The organism is Erysipelatoclostridium sp. DFI.2.3 (assembly GCF_019132535.1).
In the GTDB taxonomy this organism is placed as follows: domain Bacteria; phylum Bacillota_I; class Bacilli_A; order Erysipelotrichales; family Erysipelotrichaceae; genus Clostridium_AQ; species Clostridium_AQ innocuum.
The window spans coordinates 225,365-245,225 of sequence record NZ_JAHOOJ010000002.1 but is presented as its reverse complement, the minus strand read 5'-3'; the positions used below and the strand labels follow the sequence as shown (position 1 = coordinate 245,225).

Sequence of the window (19,861 nt, the reverse complement as noted above, 5' to 3'; positions counted from 1 at the left end):
TTTGTGACAGCTGTATGACTACTCCTTTGCGCGCTCCACCTTCAGCTTTTTGCCCTTGATGGTTTTCTGACGCAGCGCACGCAGCACCTGCAAGCCCTTACCATGCAGTATATCCACATAGGACTGATGATCCTGTACCTGGATGACGCCGATATCATCCCCGCAGACCCCTTCTATTTCACAAATGGCACCAACGATATCCCCAGGGCGGATTTTCTTTGTCTTCCCTCCGCCAAGATACAGCTTCATCATATCCTTGCGCAGTTCCTTCCCTTTTTCCTCTTTTTGAGATTTCGGAGTTCCCAGCTTTCTCAATGTCTCAGCGTCCGCAATAACAGCTTCAAGCTCACTGCTGTCATGAAACTCCAGTGCATTCCCCAGATATTCTTCCAGCTCCTGAAGGCGGAAATCATCATATTGTGAAACAAAGGATATCGCGGTACCGCTTCGATCCAGTCTTGCAGAACGGCCGATACGGTGTATGTAGGTCTCTTTTTTATTTGGCATATCGTAATTGATAATATGCGTAACATCCTGTATATCAATGCCTCTTGCGGCAACATCCGTAGCGGTTAAAATACGAAGCTTCCCTAAACGAAAGTCCTTCATATTTTCCAGTCGATCCTCCTGCAGCATACCGCCGTGCAGCTGATCGACACTGATGCCCTTATCATACAGCATACGGCATATTTCGCGAACATGCTCCTGTGTCTTTGCGAAGATGATACAGGATTCGGGAAGCTCCCTGCATAACAGCTTCAGCAGTGCCTGCGGCTTTTCGTGTTCCTTCAAACGGTATGCATAATGATGCATCAGCTCACTGACGGAGGTCTGCGACTCGATTTCCACAACTTCCGCCTGCTTCAGAAAGTCATGTGCAAGCTCCTGTATTTCCTGTGGCAGTGTTGCGGAGAACATGCAGACAGACGCGTTTTTTGGAAGACGAAAGAATATCTTCTGGACAGTTTCGATAAACCCCATATTCAGCATTTCATCCGCTTCATCGATAATGATATAGCGGATTTTTTCTGTTCGAAGGGTTCCCTGCTCCAGATGGTCAAGCACTCTTCCCGGTGTTCCTGCGACAACATGGGTCCGCTGCTTTACATCCTGTGCCTGAAAACGGAAAGGCTGCTTCCCGAATACGGCAGCCGTCTTAATGCGCTTATAGGCACCGATGTTATCAAATTCTCCCTTGATCTGCAGGGCAAGCTCTCTGGTCGGACTCAGTACCAAAGCCTGAGGTGAGCGTTCCTCCCAGATCAGGTCCTGTATGATAGGTATCGCAAAGGATGCGGTCTTTCCACTTCCAGTTCTGGATTTCACCAGAATATCCTTCTTTTCCAGCATGAGCGGTATGACAGCCTCCTGTACCGGCAGCGGACTTTGATAGCCCAGTGTATGCAGAGCCTCACAGATGGAGGCATCCAGCTTATAATCTTCAAATTTCATGTTTATCACCTATATGTTTCAGCTTTCCTACCTATTATACGGGATAACGTATGGAAACGCAAAGACAGTCTGCAGGAAATATTACAAAACTGTAATCTTGCTGTAAGCAGAAACACACGACAAACCAGTGTGCATACGATATAATGCAGATAGAAAGAAGGAGGAGATGGAGATGAAAAAGCTGTTGAGCTGGATTGGCACTGCACTCTGTTTGGCATTCTTTGGATATCATGCCTGAACATCTGATTTGACATCTTTCCTTTTTCATTGCAATAGGCGCCAAGAGGCGCTTTTTTTTGCTTACCTGTTTTCAGCCTTAATCAAATGAAGCAACAACCACGGCAGCTATGTAAAAGGAGAATGGCTGCGGATACTCATGTTGCTTTCTGATTCTGAATGAAATGCACAGGATTTTATATAAGATGTAAGGAACAGTATGATTATTGGTATTTGCTTAACAATAAAATCAGAATATGATGTTGTCTGTATGCGACGTTATACAGAACGAAATAAACGATTAGCCTGTCAATCAGCTAACAGGATTGTAAGCAAAGTGTAAGTAAATTCACACGACGAAGCAAAGTTCTTCCGGTATACTATAGGTGTAAGACAGGAGGGACGCTACCATGAATAAATTCATAGAAATTGCAGAAGCTATCGCATGTATCCTGTTTCTGGGATACCGTGAGGAAAACTTTATCCGATAACTTCCCACAGCAGTATCGCGCTGTGTAATATAGATCAGGCACCCTGCTGTTGCATGGGTGCCCTTTATATTTCTTTTACAGTTTCTTCTGAAGGCTGTATCTTTTCTGTTTCTGTAAGAATCGCGGAGTGCTCCCAGCGATGTCTGAGATAAATGGCTTGTGCCAGTATACATTCAAAGATATTGCTGAGCAGCATTGCCAGCCATATTCCTGTAATGCCAAGGCTCGTAAAGCGATGAAACAGCAGAATCATCGGAATGCGGAATGCCCAAAGACGCATCATGGATAAGATAAAGGTATAATTCGTATGACCGGAGCCATTGAACACGCCATCATTCAGGTTGATATACCATCCCATGAAAACACCGCACAGCAAGGCAAAAAATGCATATTCCTGTGTTAGCTCCATAAGCTGCGTAGATGCGTTTGGTACAAACAAGTGTATAAACGGTGTGATTACGAGCATTCCGATAATGGTCAGAGTAGATGAGAAAAGTGTTGACAGCTTCATCGCTGTATGAAATGCCTTTCGTGCACGCTCTGTATTGCCGGCTCCCAGATTCTGACCGACAAAGGTTGCCAGTACAGCTCCGATCGACATGACGGGAATATAGGCAAGCGTCACCATTTTTGCGCCGACACCGTATGCCGATATGGCAACAGCACCATAGTAGACGATATATTTGTTCATGATGACAAAGCCCAGATTTTCAAGAAACTGACCGCTTGCGGCAGGTATACAAAGCTTCAGTATGATTTTTCCATCCGCTGCATGAAACGGATATGCCCGAAAATCGATATGTACAGGAAAGGCTTTATCATGCAGACGCCGCCATGCAATCGGTACCATAACCAGCTTGGATACAACCGTGGCAATCGCAGCACCAAGGATACCGAAGTGAAAAACAAAAATGAATATCGGATCCATAATAGCATTCAGCAGGGAAGCGCACATATTCAGCTTTACACCGGATCGGCTGTCCCCCGCACTCTGTCGCATTGCCATATAGAGGTTCAGCATAAGAAGGCCGATATAGTCAAAGGAAATTCCGAGCAGATATTGATAACTGGCATCATAAATTTCCTTCGGGGTATCCAGCCAGCTTAGAATCGGATGCAGCAGAAGCAGTGTTCCTATGCTCAGTACAATGGCAAAGCCTATCGCAAAGTATAGAAGAGCAGTAGCGAAACGACAGGCGTCCCCCTTTTGATTGGCCCCAAGCCGCGTGGATAGTAAAGCAATCGCAGCCGCACTAAGCCCCATGGCAACACTTTGTGCACACCACATAATAGGACCGACAAGCGAAACGGCGCCAACCTGAAGCTCACCAAGCTGTCCGACCCAGAAGGTATCAATGATATTGTAGAGGGAGTTGACCAGATTCAGCACGAACAGCGGTACAGCCATGCGCAGCAATGCCTTTGTCAGATTTCCCTGTAATATACCCTTTTCCTGCATCGGTATCTCCCCTTTCTGTATTGTTATATCATAGCATATTTTCTACCCTTCGCCTATAGATATAGAGGGGTGAAAAAATAAGAAGACGGTGTGTTTCATTCTTTTTCATAAATAAATGTTAAACAGTATGCTGCATGTGATATCCTTATAATGCGAGGTGAGTATATGAAAAAGGGTTATAGAAATAAGATAACGGATGTTAAAGGCGTCCGTGTCGGACATAAAACAATAGCGGCGGGTAACGTACAGACCGGTGTTACGGTAATCCTGCCGACAGAGGGTGATATTTTTCGTGAGAAGCTGACAGCTTCATGCCATGTGATCAATGGCTTTGGAAAGACCGGCGGATTGATACAGCTGGAGGAGCTTGGTGTACTGGAAAGTCCGATCGCATTGACAAATACGCTGTGTGTGGGGACTGTTCAGCAGGCATTGGTGCGCTATATGCTGCAGGATCATCCGGAAATCGGTACGACGAGCGGCACTGTGAATGTAGTGGTTGGGGAATGCAATGACGGATATCTGAATGATATACGGGCATGCAGCATTCAGGAGTCAAATGTATATGAGGCGATTGCGGATGCAGGGAAGGATTTTGCACTTGGGGCTGTGGGAGCAGGTCGCGGTATGAGTTGCTTCGAAATGAAGGGAGGTATCGGTTCCGCGTCAAGAGTGCTGGAATTGAATGGAGAAGAATATACGGTGGGGCTTCTCGTCTTATCTAATTTCGGATTAAAGAATGATTATATCAAGGAAAACGTATCCTTTCATGATTCTGTGAAGGAACAGGTGGAGCAGGGCAGTATTATAATAATCCTGGCAACAGATATACCAATGTCCGACAGACAGCTGAAGCGTGTATGCAAACGTATGCCGGTGGCACTCGCCCGCCTTGGTTCACATCTGGGAAATGGCAGTGGCGATATTGCGATTGCCTTTTCCACAGCAAATAAAATTCCTCATTCCGCTGATTGCTCATTTATATCGCAAACTATTCTTCATGAGCAGCAGATTGACAAGGTTTTCCGTGCTGGCATCGAAGCCTGTGAGGAAGCGATACAAAGCTCTCTGGACGCTGCGGAAACGGTAGTCGGAAGAGAGGGCCATTGCAGGTATAGCTTAAAGGATACTGTAGCAGAAATGAAGAAAGGATGAGACTGTTAGTGAACAGTATCAAGAATGAGAAAGGGTGATGCTTGAAATTGCTTAACCCTTTTTGACTATGCATCTGCTATTGACATTTTGATGTACTTTTGCAGTTCTGAATCACAGCAATAGATATAGCACCCCTTCATTCCTCTTGTCATCAACGTGTAATACGTATTCAGTATAATCTGTCGTTCAATATGTTTTGCCTTCTCCGGATTCTCACGATACAGCTTTTTCAGCCCCTTTACAGAAGAATCCGTTTTCGCTCTTTGCCTGTAGTCAGTCACAAGCTCATTGTTTTCATAACGAAGATCTTCACCAATAATAACTCCTACATAATCAAATTCAAGCCCCTGTGTAGTATGAATGCACCCTACTTGATGAACAGATCCCTGACTTATTGCATATGGATCACCAGCATCCAGATTCCAGCTCATTTTGAAATCACCAATTACAATGTCATCGTGATTCGGATCACTTCTACCGGCTTTTTCCCACTCCCAGCAGTATCCCGCCAATATTCTGGCTTTCCCTGATTCATCATTTTTTTCACAAATCATAGCTCTTAATTCATTTGGATCATCAATGACACGAAAATCAAAGCTGATATCCTTGAAATTGAAATTTGCTGTTTCTTCCAGCTGCAGCATATTTCTTATCCAGGCAAGATATCCATCCGATCCGTTACAGCGAAACTGTGAATGTAATTCATATTGTATAACCTCTGCATTTTGTAGCTGTGCCTGTTTCTGAAACTCGGAGATACTTCCAAAATCACGAAAATGAACACGCTGATAGGGATCGATAAAGAAAACGGTAAAGAGTGATGAACTTATCAGCTCCTGTATCTGGTTTTCACCTTTTTGAAACATACCTGATTTTTCTCGTAATCTATGCGCTTCATCCACAATCAAAAAATCATAATCATTTGGTTGCTGCTGATAAAATTTATCCGGTGCAGCGAACAGTGATTTGATTTTGTTTTTCTTCATTTTACCAGCAAGTCTATCTATATACACGTTGCGTGGAGCCGCATTCTTTGTTATATATTGTCCAAACATGTCTTCCTTCAGCAGATTCACCATCGCATTTACAGCAATCACGGACTTCCCTGTTCCTGAGCCGCCTTTTGCAATCATTACCCGTTTCCTTTTATCCTTTTGACACAATTTAGCCATATAAAGGATTTCTTCATAGACCACTTTCTGTGTATCTAGCATCGTAAATACCTGATTACCATCCAGCATAGAAGAAATGCAGTCCTGAAGGCTCTTGGAGGGTCGAATTCTGCCATTCTCTATTAGAAACAGCACCTCCTTACGATCCCCTTGTTTTAAATGCTTTTTGATAAATTCCCGCAGTCTAGGAATTTCTCCCTGTGTGAATAATGGTGATTTCTCAATACATGTATTGTAAATTGGATTTATGATATTTTGCTCTTTCTTTAAATCATAGTTATGCAGATATGCACAAGGGTACAGCTGTATGTCTTTTTTCCCTACTTCTTCGATATAATCATTCATATGCTGTACATAGGACCAGGCCTGATAACAGGGATGTACAACACGATGCACTCCTTTTCCCAGCGCTGTCATTACCTCGGTATTTATCAAATCCTCGCGGTTGAATACCGTTTCCACACGCTCCCATTGCTTTAGCTCGATGATAATAGCACTTGCCTTCCCATCATGATTATATCCGGACATAATAAAATCCACACGCTTGTTTGTTTTTGGAATATTATATTCAATAGCTACTCCGCAGGTATCCGGTATAGTAGGGTCATTCAATACCTTGTACATATATTGAAGTGAATTTTTCCACGAGGTTACTTCTTTTTTACTCGTATGGATGTGCATACGCTCATAAAGCTTTTCCTCTAAAAGATGAGGTATTTTATCAAGGTCCATATCCATTTTGAAATCATATTTTGTCCCTTCGTATATTAACATATTTAATTACCTCCATAAGTACAGGCTATTTTACCATTCTCTTACATTATACCTTAGTTATCAATTTATTCAATGAAACATTGATATTGACACGCCTTCATGTAAGCGCTATTATGGAATAGACAGGGGTGGGAGCATGAACATATTGGCACATATAAATAGCAATCAGGAAATGCAGTCATTACAGGAGCACAGCGAACATACCTTTACAGCGATTAAAGAATATGCAGCTGCAAGAGGTCTGACAAATTGCATGAAGCTGACTGCTTTTTTGCATGATTGCGGCAAGGCTTCCAGGGAATTTCAGAAGTACATAACAAAAGCAGCAATGGAAAATATATTTCTTCCCAAGGTTAATCATTCATCAGCCGGCGCGCAGATTCTGCTTGAGGTGTGCAGATCTTACAGTGATATGAGTGAGTGTCTGGTAAAACTCATGTTAGCAAATGCAATTGTTTCTCATCATGGGTTATGTGATTTCATAAATGTGCATGGTGATAATGCCTTGCGCAGCCGGTGTTATCCGAAAAAAGCATTGGATATGGAACACATTACCGCCTTTATGAATGACTTTATTTCCACAGAGGAATTGGAAAATCTTTTCCGTGCAGCGCATAAGGAACTTTCGGTCTATCTTGCAAATTTCATGAAGCAAAAAACGGCTCAAGATGCGAAGGACTATTATTTTTATATTGGAGCTTTACAACGACTTCTCATGTCTTTACTAATTCATGGAGATCGTGAAGATACTCGCAATTTCATGGAACACACACAAACAATCGTTTATACAGAAGATACTATATGGCAAGCAGCAACAGATAAGCTTGAGAGTCATTTAGCTGAGATAACTGCAAATTCCTCTTTCAATCCAATCAATGAATTGCGTGCCAGTATCTCTGATCAGTGTAAAGCATTTAGCAGCCATTCTCCTGGTATTTATCGTCTGTCCTGTCCAACTGGCTCAGGTAAAACGCTCGCATCACTTCGTTATGCTCTACATCATGCGAAAAAATACCATAAGAAGCATATCATTTATGTTGCACCCTTTAAGACCATATTGGAACAAAATGCGGAAGTGATGAAGCAATTTTTCAATGAAGATCTTGTTTTGGAGCATCATTCCAATATTATCCCATCTCAATATACAGATTATGATTACTACAGTTCCTCCTGGAATAAGCCCGTAATTTTGACGACAGCAGTTCGTCTGTTCGATGTGATGTTTAAAGATCGAACAACGGATGTACGCAGGTTTCATCAGTTAGCCGACTCTGTACTCATTATAGATGAAGCTCAGAAAATACCAGTTCAAACAATATCGATGTTTAATGAAATGATGAACTTTCTTGCTTATAATTGTAATACTACGGTGGTATTATGTACGGCAACACAGCCATTATTGGAAACTACCACCTATCCTATCAAGTTGGCTTCAGAATCTGAAATTGTAAAACAGACAAAGGAAATGCAGGAACAATTTAAGCGTGTCCATATAGAAGATGCCTGTCGCAGGGGCGGCTATTCAATTGCTGATTTATCAGATTTTATATTTCAAAAGCTGCAGCCCGGCTGCAGCATGCTGGTGATTGTCAATACAAAAGCAGAGGCACTAAATTTATATCGAGCTTGTGAGCAGCATCATGAAATAGACGGACTTCATCTATATCATTTATCTACTAGCATGTGTCCGGAGCATCGCCATCTTACATTGGAGGATTTAAAAGAGCATATGGAACAAAAAGATACTGTGTTGTGTATAGCGACTAATCTGATCGAAGCAGGAGTCGATATAGATTGTGATGTTGTCATACGTTCCCTATGCGGACTTGATAGTATTCTTCAGGCTGCTGGCAGATGCAATAGAAATGGTAAAAATTCAGAGTTAGGGACTGTCTATCTCATCAATTCCAATGAAGAACATATCGAAAAACTTAAGGATGTAAGAAAAGGACAGAATGAAACAGATATTTTATTATCACAACTACATGCTTCCAAAGAGGGAAACCGTGTGGATGAGCTTTTAACACTCCCCTTCATACGTCAGTATTATGATTCCTATTTGTTTGATCGCAGACAGGATACGGAATATTCAACAAAGATTGAGAATCGTAAAGTTTCCTTATTTGATCTATTTTCGCGAATAGGGAGTAAAAAGGAATCTGATGATCTTGCTCATCCTTGTCTGGGGCACGCATTAAAGAGTGCGGGAGAAAAATTTGAAATGATTGATTCTCAGAGTATTGGTGTTTTGGTTCCGTACAAAGATGGCGAGAAATTGATTAATCAGCTGAATAGTTCCATTAGCAATGCAGAAAAGTATGGACTGCTTGATAAGACACAGCGCTTTATGGTGAATGTTTATGAACACAAGTATAAGGAGCTGGAGAAGGAAGATATGATTTATCAGCTTGAGTTTAACGGCATGCTGGTTTTGAGGGATGGGTTTTATAAGAAGGATACAGGGTTGGAGGTTAGGAAGGAGTTAGAGGATATGTTTGTGTAAATAGAAAAAGGCATTTAGCCTTTCCTAAAACATAAATCATAAATACACAAATAAATTTTAATCCACAGTTTATAACTGACATACTTATTATATGGTCAATAATTTAATAAGTCAAAGAAAATAAAAACATAACAACATATCAAAAAATTACGAATCATTTCATATTTTCTTACATATATTTTCATCTTCTTATTAGTATAATTATTTGTTATAATAATGCCATAGGAAGCATGTAAGGGCTTTCTATATCCTGTGTTCAATCAAGATTTTTATTACAAATTAGGAGGTGTGAATCGTAAATCATGAAGAACTCTTGTAAAAGAAGAGATGAAGATGATGGCTATGTGCTACTACATAAAGGTTTTATGAATATAACCTTTAGAATCATTTATTGTTTAATTGTTGCTCTCATCTACGTACTTTTTAAACTGCTTTAGATTTTAAATACAATATGATGTTATTTCATACATCATATTGTATATAAAATAAATTTATTAGAAAGAAGGTGAAAAAAATGGAAAAGAAAAACGAAATCACATTTTGCGTAAAAAGTAAATATGCTCTTTATTCTGATCCTCTCAATCGTGTATCAGGAGAAAAGTTTTCTTATCAAATCCCAACATATGAAGCCTTAAAGGGAGTGGTTAAAAGTATTTACTTTAAGCCGACAATCAGCTGGTTTATTGATGAAGTTCGCATTATGAATGAGATTCAATTCACAACACAAGGTATTCGACCAATCAATTACCACGGAGGTAATACTCTCTCCTACTACACCTATTTAACAGATGTTGAATATCAGGTAAAAGCACACTTTGAATGGAATCTACACCATGAAGAATTAGAACAAGATCGTAATGAGAATAAACATTGGTTAATCGCAAAGCGCATGGTAAATCGTGGTGGACGAAGGGATATATTTCTTGGTACGCGTGAATGTCAGGCGTATGTAGAACCATGTGAATTTGGTGAAGGAAAAGGTTTTTATGATGACCATACCATAGTGCCTTTCAGTACTATGGTTCATGGATTTATCTACCCAGACGAATGGGTTTGTGAAGAAGAAAAAGGCAAGCTGATTGCGACTTTTTGGACACCAGTCATGAAAAAAGGTATTATTACATTCATCCGACCTGAACAATGTGCAATCAGGCGTATTGTAGGAACCGGCGATATCAAGAGATTTGAAAAAGATATCAATTTTAAGAGTGTTGAACATGAGGAAGGAGGTGAATTGCATGAGTTGGGCGAGTAAATTACTAGAAACCTATGATATATGTCAGAGTGAAGTGGGCAAGGAAAGTGAAACAGGGATGTTATTACCGCTTAGCCACCTAACTACAAAAGCACAGATTGAAGTTGTTTTGGATGAAAACGGAAAATTTATCCATGCAATAGAAATCCCTAATGATGATGCCGTCACTGTCATTCCTGTGACTGAGGATTCAGCGAGTAGATCAAGCGGTATTACGCCTCATCCTTTACACGATAAGCTAATTTATATCTCAAAAGATTATGCAGAATATACTGGAAAACGAAACGATCCGCATGTTCTTGCACACCAAAGTCTTCTAAAACAATGGATAGATTCTTCTTACACCCACTCTAGCATTATACCAATCTATCAATATCTTGAACAAGGTACACTCATCTCTGACTTGATCTCCTGCGATATCTTAAAATTGAATGGAGAACAATTGGATAAGAAATATAAAATCCAGAAAACAGTTGTTCAAACAGAAGCTTTTGTCCGCTTTAAAATCAGAGGTATACAAAAACGAATTGTTGAACCATGGTGTGACAAAATGTTATTCGATGCCTACCACAATTTCTATACCAGTCAACATACCGACGAGGATCTCTGCTATATAACTGGTAAAATGATGTATTGCACAGAAAAACATCCTGCTAAACTTCGTCAAGGAAAAGATAAAGCTAAGTTAATTTCTACTAATGATGCAAACGGTTTTACATATCGCGGCAGGTTCGTTTCTAAAAAAGAAGCGATTTCCGTTGGATATGAAACATCTCAGAAAATTCATAATGCTTTGCGATGGTTGATACAAAAACAGGCATATAAGCAAAATGGACAAACGATTTTGGTATGGAATGCACACTGTGATAACATTATGACGGCATTCGCATTAGACGAAAGCTTATTTCCTGCTTTACCGGACAAAGTAGATACAGAAGAAGATTACGCACAACGTGTAAACAAAGCAATTGACGGTTATAGGCAGAATATCAGCGATCATAATGATAACATCGTCATCATGGCAATGGACGCTGCTACGATTGGTAGATTTTCAATAACCTATTATCAGGAGATAGATGCTTCTACATACTACAAACATCTACAGAACTGGTTCACATATTGTAGCTGGCCTCAATACTCAAAAGCTGATCATATGAGCGATGTAATGACTCCAATTCCCAGAGAAATCATTTCTTGTGCATATGGTACACTGCGTGGTGCATTCTTTGAAGTGGATGATCAGTTGATGACGCTGCAAATGGGACGCCTACTGCCATGTATTTCTGAAGGGAAACCTATTCCGGATGATTTTATCATTCGACTTAACAATCAGATAAAGACCATGTCAACGAATACGAAGTATAACTGGAATAAATGTATCGGTATACTGTGTGCAGTATTCAAAAAATACTGTTACGATAGAGAAGGAGTGAATTGGAGTGTGAATATTATGGAAAACAAAAAATTAGCTAAATCAAATATCCCCTATTTATTAGGAAGAATTCTTGCAATATATGATGCAATTGAACAATATGCTTTAAACATTCAAAAGGAAGATCGTCCAACAAATGCAATGCGTTTATACGCACCATTTCAAGAGCATCCGTTTGTAACGCTTACTACGCTAGATAAGAAAATCAGACCTTATGTTGAGAAACTAGGGAGAAAATGTGATTATCTTCTTTCAATGAAACAGGACTTAATGGAAGAGTTATATACAGAAATGGATATAGAAGCTGTAGAACACATCCAAAACTTAAATGCATATTTTGTCATTGGTTTTGATTGTCAGAGAAATGAAATCAAACGAATCAATACTGAAAGAAAAGAAAAAAATAAACAAAAGGAGGAGTCTAAATTATGACAGCATTCACAAACAAAGTAGATTTCGCAGTTATTTTCACAGTTAACAAAGCTAACCCGAATGGTGATCCACTTTCTGGCAATCAACCTAGAATTGATTTTAAGGGATTTGGAGAAGTATCTGACGTATGCATTAAACGGAAAATTAGAAACCGTCTGCAGGATATGGGAGAAAATATCTTCGTCCAATCTGATGAAAGAAGCAATGATGGATTCAAGAGCTTAAGTGAACGTGCTTCCAATAATAAGGAATTAAAAGCGGTTTTAAAGGATCGTGAAGCTTATGCTTCAGCTGCCTGTAAACAATGGACTGATGTCAGAGCATTTGGGCAGGTCTTCGCATTTAAAGCGAATAATGTTTCTGTAGGTGTAAGAGGTCCTGTTTCTATAAGAACTGCAGAAAGTATCAATCCAGTTGTAACAACCGATATGCAGATAACAAAGAGTGTAAATAGTGAGCCATCCGAAAAGCGTTCCTCTGACACTATGGGAATGAAGCACCGTGTTGATTTTGGTTTATATGTATGTAAAGGAAGCATCAATCACCAGCTGGCAGAAAAAACAGGCTTCAGTGAAGAGGATGCTGAGAAAATCAAAGAAGCTTTATGTTCCCTGTTCATGAACGATGCCTCCAGTGCAAGACCGGAAGGAAGCATGGAAGTTTGTAAGGTATATTGGTGGAAGCATAATTGTTTAGCAGGGCAATACAGTTCAGCAAAAGTACACAATTCTTTAAAGGTTGAGGTAAAAAATGATGTGGATACGCCAAATTGCTTTGAAGATTTCACAATCACGTTATCTCCATTAGAAGGTCTAGAACCAGAAATTTATGATGGAATATAGTGAAGACGAATTTTTAATGCTTTCAGGTATACAACATTTTGCGTTTTGCCGCCGTCAATGGGCACTCATACATATTGAACAACAGTGGGCAGAGAATTACCGTACGATAGATGGTCAGATTTTTCATGAGAATGCACATAATGGTGCATTCTCTGAAACAAGAAATGGAATACTCATTCGTAGAGGACTCTCTGTATTTTCAAGGACTATGGGTATTAGTGGTAATTGTGATATTGTAGAATTTCATCCATCAGAAGAAGGCATTTCTATTTCAAAAGATTCTAAGCGCTATCTCCCTGTTCCTATTGAATATAAAAGAGGAGAGCCTAAACAATATCAAGCTGATGACTTACAGTTATGTGCACAGGCAATGTGTTTAGAAGAAATGCTTTTGTGTAAGATTGAAAAGGGCTATCTATTTTATGGAGAAACAAGACGAAGAACTGAAGTGTTATTTTCTTCTGACATGCGCAGTACAGTCAAAGCATTTTGTGAAGAAATGCATAAACTGTATTTAAAGCAATATACTCCTAAAGTAAAAATATCTAAAAAATGCAATGCATGTTCTTTAAAAGATATCTGTCTTCCTAAACTGAATCAAAATCCTTCTGTTGATGAATACTTTGATAAATATTTAGGAGACAAAGGTATATGAAAAAACTTTTGAACACATTGTATATAACAACACCTAGGACCTATTTATCATTGGATGGTGAAAACATTATCGCCACAAAAGAAGATAAATCTGTGTCGAGGTTTCCCTTACATAACATTGAAGGGATTGTTGGATTTGGTTTTACAGGCGCAAGTCCTGCTCTTATGGGTAAATGTGCAGATATGGGAATATCGTTAACATTTATGACAATGCATGGAAGATTTCTTGCTAGAGTTGTTGGAGAGGAACGTGGAAATGTCCTGTTGCGGAAAGAACAATTCAGAATATCTGAATCAAGCGATAAACGTCTTGCATATGCAAAAAACATGATAACAGCAAAGCTAATCAATTCCAGAAATATATTACTTCGTGCCAAACGAGATTATGGTATGAGAATAGATGTTGAAAAAATCGAAACAGCAGCTGAAGCGATCAGATTATCTGCAAATGAAGCTAGAAAAGCGGATTCTGCAGACTCTTTAAGAGGAATCGAAGGCAATGCAGCAAATTGTTACTTCCATGTATTTGATGATTTAGTTCTCCAACAGAAAAATGATTTCTATTTTCATGGTAGAAATAAACGACCTCCGCTAGATAATGTTAATGCTCTTCTTTCCTTTACCTATACACTTTTAGCAAAGGATGTCACATCAGCGCTTGAATCTGTTGGTTTAGATCCGTATGTTGGATTTTTACATACTGATCTTCCTGGACGCACCTCTTTAGCATTAGATTTAATGGAAGAATTACGCTCAATCCTGGCTGATCGTTTTGTTTTATCACTTATAAATATGAATATAGTAACTGCTGATGGATTTACAAAAACCGATAGTGGTGCTGTTTATATGGATGATACGACTAGAAAAGCGGTTCTGTCTTCATGGCAAAAGAAAAAACAGGAAACGATAAAGCATCCATTCCTTGATCAAAAGATAGAGTGGGGTTTGGTTCCTTACGTTCAGGCGCTATTACTTGCTAGAACAATTCGTGGTGATTTACCTGAATATCCACCGTTTTTATGGAAGTAATGAGAAATGCTTGTTATAATAACTTATGATGTCAACACCCAAAACAGCGCAGGTAAAAAAAGATTAAGGAACGTTGCTAAAGTATGTGTGAATTATGGTCAAAGGGTTCAAAATTCAGTTTTTGAATGTGTTATGGATCAAGCGAAATGCAGAGAGGTTAAACACAAGCTTACTGGATTAATTGATAAAGAACATGATAGTTTAAGATTTTACTATTTAGGTAACAATTACAAAAATAAAGTAGAACATATAGGAGTTAAGCCTAGCTTCAATGTTGAAGAAGATGTATTGTTTATATGAATTATTTTGCGCGAACCGTAAGCTCACATGAAACCCTTGGGAGGTTCGCGCCTTAAAATTGCGTTTTATCGCATTTTGTAACAGCTTTTTCATGTCCATAACATTCAATAGTTATGAAAAGAAATGATTTTGTTACAAACGTCTTAAAATGCAATAATTTTCACTGTCTAGCCTCCCTGAGGCTAGTGGATTTAAATTTATTAAATCGATAAAATTTGTGTTAAAGTAATCGTCTAGCCTCCCTGAGGCTAGTGGATTTAAATACGCCACTTGTAGTAATGCTATAAGTGATAGGCGGTCTAGCCTCCCTGAGGCTAGTGGATTTAAATATCAAATATAATGAGATTAACTTTATTATAATTTGGTCTAGCCTCCCTGAGGCTAGTGGATTTAAATCAATGCCAGAAAAGGAAGTTGAATCTTTGGCATCAGTCTAGCCTCCCTGAGGCTAGTGGATTTAAATAAATTTATCGCTTAATAAAACGACCCCTCCCCTGTCTAGCCTCCCTGAGGCTAGTGGATTTAAATTCATCGGCGTCCCATACAGCATTCTCGTATGCTTCGGTCTAGCCTCCCTGAGGCTAGCGTATCTAAATGTTTATTACATTGTCTTATGATACGGTATAAAAACAGTCTAGCCTCGTCTGAGGCTAGACATTTTAAGCTTAGACAAAAAAGCACAGCACTCCTTCTAATGCTGTATTTTATAAAATCCTACTTATTCTTCATATGTGATGTGACTTTAGTAAATCATTGAAACCTCCAAAAAAAACTTTATTTATCGTACTTTTGCAAGTGCCAAAAACTATATACCATTGAATATATCGTTTTCACGGAAAATTTAGTCTTTTATATGTGCCTATCTGTGAGGTGTAGTGTACCTGTATGTAATTGTATCGGATTACGAGTAATCCAACGAGGAAATGATAGAAGTGAGACACTGTACAAAAAGTTCCATCAATTCCTGTTTTGCAAGTGAATCAACGTTACTGCAAATTTATTAGCCATTTAAATCTGGATATTTTATTCTATAACGCATACAGTGATGAAGTACATGAAGGTTACATAAAAATATGTACAGAAAAAGAATATATTGATGTGTGTCTTCCTTTTTAAGTGCTTAAAAACTTAATGAGTGCAAAGCAGCATAAAGCTCCAATTGTACTTAATAATGTTCCTATTAAGTACTTTTCTTGAAAATGATTTTTATTATTATTGATATCCTTATATCTAACTAAAGTTTTTGCAGCAATAATAAAACCTATGGTAGAAATAGAATCAAAGATACATAATAAAAAAATTATAATTCTCTCTAAATATCCTATATACGTACCAATTTTTAACTCATGATTACTTTTCTCTTCTTTGAAGATAACTTTAAAGGCCAATGAAATCAATACGCCAGTTGGTTTCACTAATATTAATATCGCTAAAATTGATATTAAAGCCATATTGGATAATATGATTGTTAAATTCATATATGACGAACATAAATAAATAATGAATATATGTATAAACTGGTCACTGCAAAATATTAAGCACTCTTTTTCTTTGTATTTATTTTTCAGTTTAACTGAGCAAACATCGATTAACAGATGAGATAATGTGATTATTATCAATAAGGATACATTTATTTTAAAATAGATAAAAAGTAAAACAAAAGGTATTGAATAAATAATTGAATGTATCAGCATAAAAGTGTTTAAGTTTTCTTTATTCTTTGCTACTTCATCACTTTGCAAATAAAAATCTCCAACAATATGGAAAATAATAAATAATAACATATTATGCATTATCAAGCTCCTCAATCAGCCAACAAGCAACAGAAAAATCAATTTTTCTATTTTCATCTATATTTCCTAAGCGAATATGTTTATCAATATTTTGACGTGTAGTTCCTAATATTTCTGAAATCTTTGTAGACATTCCCTTCTTCCATGTATTTTCCACTAACATATTACTATCCTCTAAAAGTTTGCGTAATGGCATAAAATATACTTGACCAATATCATTTGAAATAACTATGTTGTTTTTCAATTCTCCCTTAGGAGAACTTCCGATTCTTGCATAACTCAAAGACTGCACAGGTACTATATTAGCTTTCATCTCTAATATAAAATTTAATTGGTCTTTAAATTCAATGTACGAAACCATAATGTTTTCATCAAAAATTGGATATAATAATTCGGCAATTAATTTAACATTTTGTACATTCACCGATTGTTGTCTTTGAAGCAGCTGTGACGAGTATAACATTGCATTCAAATATTTATCCTTTTTTGTTTTCGTATTTATTCTAATTCCAAAACTATTTTTACCAGAAAAGCTTTCTATAGCATATCTAGCATTATGATATACTTCACCGTCTAATTCGGTTGATTTCCAATTTTCATTATCAAATGCTAATTCTCCATATCCAATTCCTGCCCTAATTTTTACTGGATAACAAATCATCATGCAAAACCGAACACATAAATACGCTGCCAATGGTTCATAAAACAAGCCTTGAATTTCATCTCCTGCACTAAACATTAATGGTTTCTTTAAAGATTTATAAAATATTTTATTCAAGTACACAATAATACATTTCATAAATTCTTGGATTTCATTACGATTTTTATATTTCCTAGAATCAACTATGTCGATCATAATAGAACCATACTTTTTATTTGACAATGTCTTCACCTCTTAAATCAAGCATATAGTAAATAGGCAAATAACGCAACCCAAATAGGTTGCGTTATTTAATCGCAACCTATTTGGGCTGCGTTACTTTATTTGTTAAGACGCATATGCGGGAACAGCAACACTTCCCGTATCGTCTGCGAATTTGTCAACAGCATCACCAGTCGGTCAATTCCCAATCCAACACCACCGGTTGGCGGCAGACCATACTCCAATGCCTCCACATAATCCGTATCCATCTCATTTGCTTCATCATCCCCCAGATCACGCAGCTTCAGCTGATTCTCAAAACGCTCTCTTTGATCAATCGGATCATTCAGCTCAGAGAATGCATTCGCATACTCATGCCCGTCAATAAACAGCTCATAGCGATCCGCAAATCTAGGATCCTGCGCATTCTTCTTCGCAAGCGGACTGATTTCCACCGGATGCCCATATACATATGTTGGCTGAATCAGCGTTTCCTCAACATACTTCTCAAAAAACAGATTGATAATATGTCCGACACTGTTATGCTTCTTCTCAACCTCAATATCATGTTCCTTCGCGATTGCACATGCATCCGCAAAGCTCATTTCCTGCCAGAAATCAACGCCGCATGCTTCCTTGATACCATCCACCATATGTAATCTCTTAAACGGTGCCTTCAAAGAAATCGTCTTATCCTGCCACTCGATTTCTGTCGTTCCACATACCGTCTCTGCCACATGATTCAACAGACCTTCCACCAGATCCATCATCCCGCTCAGATCAGAATATGCCACATAGGCCTCCACCGTTGTAAACTCCGGATTGTGTGTAGCATCCATTCCCTCATTACGGAATAATCTGCCAATCTCATATACACCCTCAAGGCCACCGACGATCAGTCTCTTCAAAGGCAGCTCTGTTGCGATACGCAGATAAAACGGCATATCCAGAGTATTGTGATGCGTCACAAACGGTCTTGCACTCGCTCCACCCAGAATCGGCTGCAGCACCGGTGTCTCCACCTCAACCAATCCTTCACTGTCCAGATAATTCTGAATAGCACGGATAATTCTAGGTCTTGTCAATGCGATACGCTTGCTGTTTTCATTGGTAATCAAGTCCACATAACGGCGACGGAAACGCTCCTCCACATCCTGTAAGCCATGATACTTCTCAGGCAGTGGGCGCAGTGCCTTCGTCAGATGCGTATACACCTCGGCCTTTACAGAAAGCTCTCCATGATTTGTCTTCATGACCTTTCCTTCAATTCCTACAATATCTCCAAGATCCGACTTCTTGAACACCTCATAGGCCTCATCACCGATGACATCCTTACGAACATAAATCTGAATCTGTCCGTCGATATCCTGAATATGCATGAAGCCGGCCTTTCCCTGACGTCTCTTCGTCATGATACGTCCCGCAATTTTCACTGTCAGATCTTTTTCTTCCAGCTCTTCCTTCGTACAGTCTTCATATGCTGCACGTATTTCTCCGGATTTGTGTGTTCTCTGATATGCATGCCCGAACGGCTCGATGCCCATGGCACGCAGATCTTCCATTTTCTGTCGACGGATAACTTCCTGTTCAGTTAACTTTTCCATAATCTGCTCCTTTTCTATTTCCATATAAAAAGCTCTCTTCCGACATAGGGACGAGAGCTTCATCGTGGTACCACCCTAATTCGCCGGCAGGTTTCCCCGCACAGCCTTAGTGACTGTGTTTCAAGTCTCTTCGTAACGTGAAGGAAACGTCCTGATCGGAAAGCTCCAAGTCTTTATTTCCTGCAGGTCCACTGCTGCACTCTCACCAAACGTGCATACTCTCTGAAAGCTTTCACAAACAGTACTCTCTTATCACAGCCATATTTACGATTATGATTATATAGACAAACCCTGCCTTTGTCAATCGAAAACTCCTTAAAATTACCGATAAAACAAGGCTTTCCATGATTCCTTCCTTATGGTGAAAGGTTTATGAATACCATGTGGATGACAAGCCCTTCAAATGCTTCAGCACTTCATACAAGCCCTTCAGCTA

At 38.9% G+C, this 19,861-nt stretch carries 14 protein-coding genes and 1 CRISPR repeat array; of the genes, 8 read left to right on the top strand and 6 right to left on the bottom strand.

Annotated elements, in window-relative coordinates:
* Positions 1-18: 18 nt before the first annotated feature.
* Entirely contained in the window at positions 19-1,452 is a 1,434-nt protein-coding gene (locus KSZ58_RS03125; protein WP_009269916.1) for a DEAD/DEAH box helicase, read from the bottom strand.
* A 771-nt stretch (positions 1,453-2,223) separates the two neighbouring features.
* Positions 2,224-3,618 carry an MATE family efflux transporter gene (locus tag KSZ58_RS03120; protein WP_009269917.1) on the bottom strand — a complete coding sequence of 465 codons (1,395 nt, stop codon included), beginning with the start codon at positions 3,616-3,618 and terminating at the stop codon, positions 2,224-2,226.
* Between the two features lie 165 nt (positions 3,619-3,783).
* Here KSZ58_RS03120 and KSZ58_RS03115 point away from each other — a divergent pair, with 165 nt between their 5' ends.
* Positions 3,784-4,773: a P1 family peptidase gene (locus tag KSZ58_RS03115; protein WP_074747724.1), complete on the top strand. Its 990-nt coding sequence runs from the start codon at positions 3,784-3,786 to the stop codon at positions 4,771-4,773.
* A 65-nt stretch (positions 4,774-4,838) separates the two neighbouring features.
* On the opposite strand, the gene KSZ58_RS03110 is transcribed toward KSZ58_RS03115, so the two are convergent.
* Positions 4,839-6,719 carry a DUF2075 domain-containing protein gene (locus KSZ58_RS03110; RefSeq protein ID WP_009269919.1) on the bottom strand — a complete coding sequence of 627 codons (1,881 nt, stop codon included), beginning with the start codon at positions 6,717-6,719 and terminating at the stop codon, positions 4,839-4,841.
* A 136-nt stretch (positions 6,720-6,855) separates the two neighbouring features.
* Here KSZ58_RS03110 and KSZ58_RS03105 point away from each other — a divergent pair, with 136 nt between their 5' ends.
* The 7 genes from KSZ58_RS03105 (at position 6,856) to cas2 (ending at position 15,166) form a co-directional block, all read left to right on the top strand.
* Positions 6,856-9,222 carry a CRISPR-associated helicase/endonuclease Cas3 gene (locus tag KSZ58_RS03105; protein WP_009269920.1) on the top strand — a complete coding sequence of 789 codons (2,367 nt, stop codon included), beginning with the start codon at positions 6,856-6,858 and terminating at the stop codon, positions 9,220-9,222.
* Positions 9,223-9,736: 514 nt separating this feature from the next.
* Entirely contained in the window at positions 9,737-10,477 is a 741-nt protein-coding gene (gene cas5c, locus KSZ58_RS03100; protein ID WP_008816403.1) for a type I-C CRISPR-associated protein Cas5c, read from the top strand.
* On the top strand, positions 10,461-12,341 hold the full coding sequence (gene cas8c / locus KSZ58_RS03095; protein WP_008816402.1) for a type I-C CRISPR-associated protein Cas8c/Csd1: 1,881 nt from the start codon (positions 10,461-10,463) through the stop codon (positions 12,339-12,341). The genes cas5c and cas8c overlap by 17 nt, the downstream gene beginning before the upstream one ends.
* Positions 12,338-13,183, top strand: a complete 846-nt coding sequence (gene cas7c / locus KSZ58_RS03090) for a type I-C CRISPR-associated protein Cas7/Csd2 (RefSeq protein WP_175627763.1) — start codon at positions 12,338-12,340, stop codon at positions 13,181-13,183. The genes cas8c and cas7c overlap by 4 nt, the downstream gene beginning before the upstream one ends.
* Complete coding sequence (gene cas4, locus KSZ58_RS03085) at positions 13,170-13,838, top strand: CRISPR-associated protein Cas4 (RefSeq protein WP_083745822.1); 669 nt, start codon at positions 13,170-13,172, stop codon at positions 13,836-13,838. The genes cas7c and cas4 overlap by 14 nt, the downstream gene beginning before the upstream one ends.
* Entirely contained in the window at positions 13,835-14,866 is a 1,032-nt protein-coding gene (gene cas1c, locus KSZ58_RS03080; RefSeq protein ID WP_175627762.1) for a type I-C CRISPR-associated endonuclease Cas1c, read from the top strand. The genes cas4 and cas1c overlap by 4 nt, the downstream gene beginning before the upstream one ends.
* A gap of 6 nt (positions 14,867-14,872) precedes the next feature.
* Positions 14,873-15,166: a CRISPR-associated endonuclease Cas2 gene (gene cas2 / locus KSZ58_RS03075; RefSeq protein ID WP_002606249.1), complete on the top strand. Its 294-nt coding sequence runs from the start codon at positions 14,873-14,875 to the stop codon at positions 15,164-15,166.
* A gap of 165 nt (positions 15,167-15,331) precedes the next feature.
* A CRISPR array of direct repeats spans positions 15,332-15,830; the repeat unit is 32 nt; unit sequence GTCTAGCCTCCCTGAGGCTAGTGGATTTAAAT.
* Positions 15,831-16,278: 448 nt separating this feature from the next.
* Here cas2 and KSZ58_RS03070 read toward each other — a convergent pair.
* The 3 genes from KSZ58_RS03070 to lysS all read right to left on the bottom strand — a co-directional run bounded on the left by KSZ58_RS03070 (position 16,279) and on the right by lysS (position 19,425).
* On the bottom strand, positions 16,279-16,959 hold the full coding sequence (locus KSZ58_RS03070; RefSeq protein WP_175627761.1) for a DUF3307 domain-containing protein: 681 nt from the start codon (positions 16,957-16,959) through the stop codon (positions 16,279-16,281).
* Positions 16,952-17,815: a SatD family protein gene (locus tag KSZ58_RS03065; protein ID WP_065532386.1), complete on the bottom strand. Its 864-nt coding sequence runs from the start codon at positions 17,813-17,815 to the stop codon at positions 16,952-16,954. The genes KSZ58_RS03070 and KSZ58_RS03065 overlap by 8 nt, the downstream gene beginning before the upstream one ends.
* Before the next feature lie 125 nt (positions 17,816-17,940).
* Positions 17,941-19,425, bottom strand: coding sequence for a lysine--tRNA ligase (gene lysS, locus KSZ58_RS03060; RefSeq protein WP_175627760.1), 1,485 nt, complete (start codon positions 19,423-19,425; stop codon positions 17,941-17,943).
* Positions 19,426-19,861 lie beyond the last annotated feature (436 nt).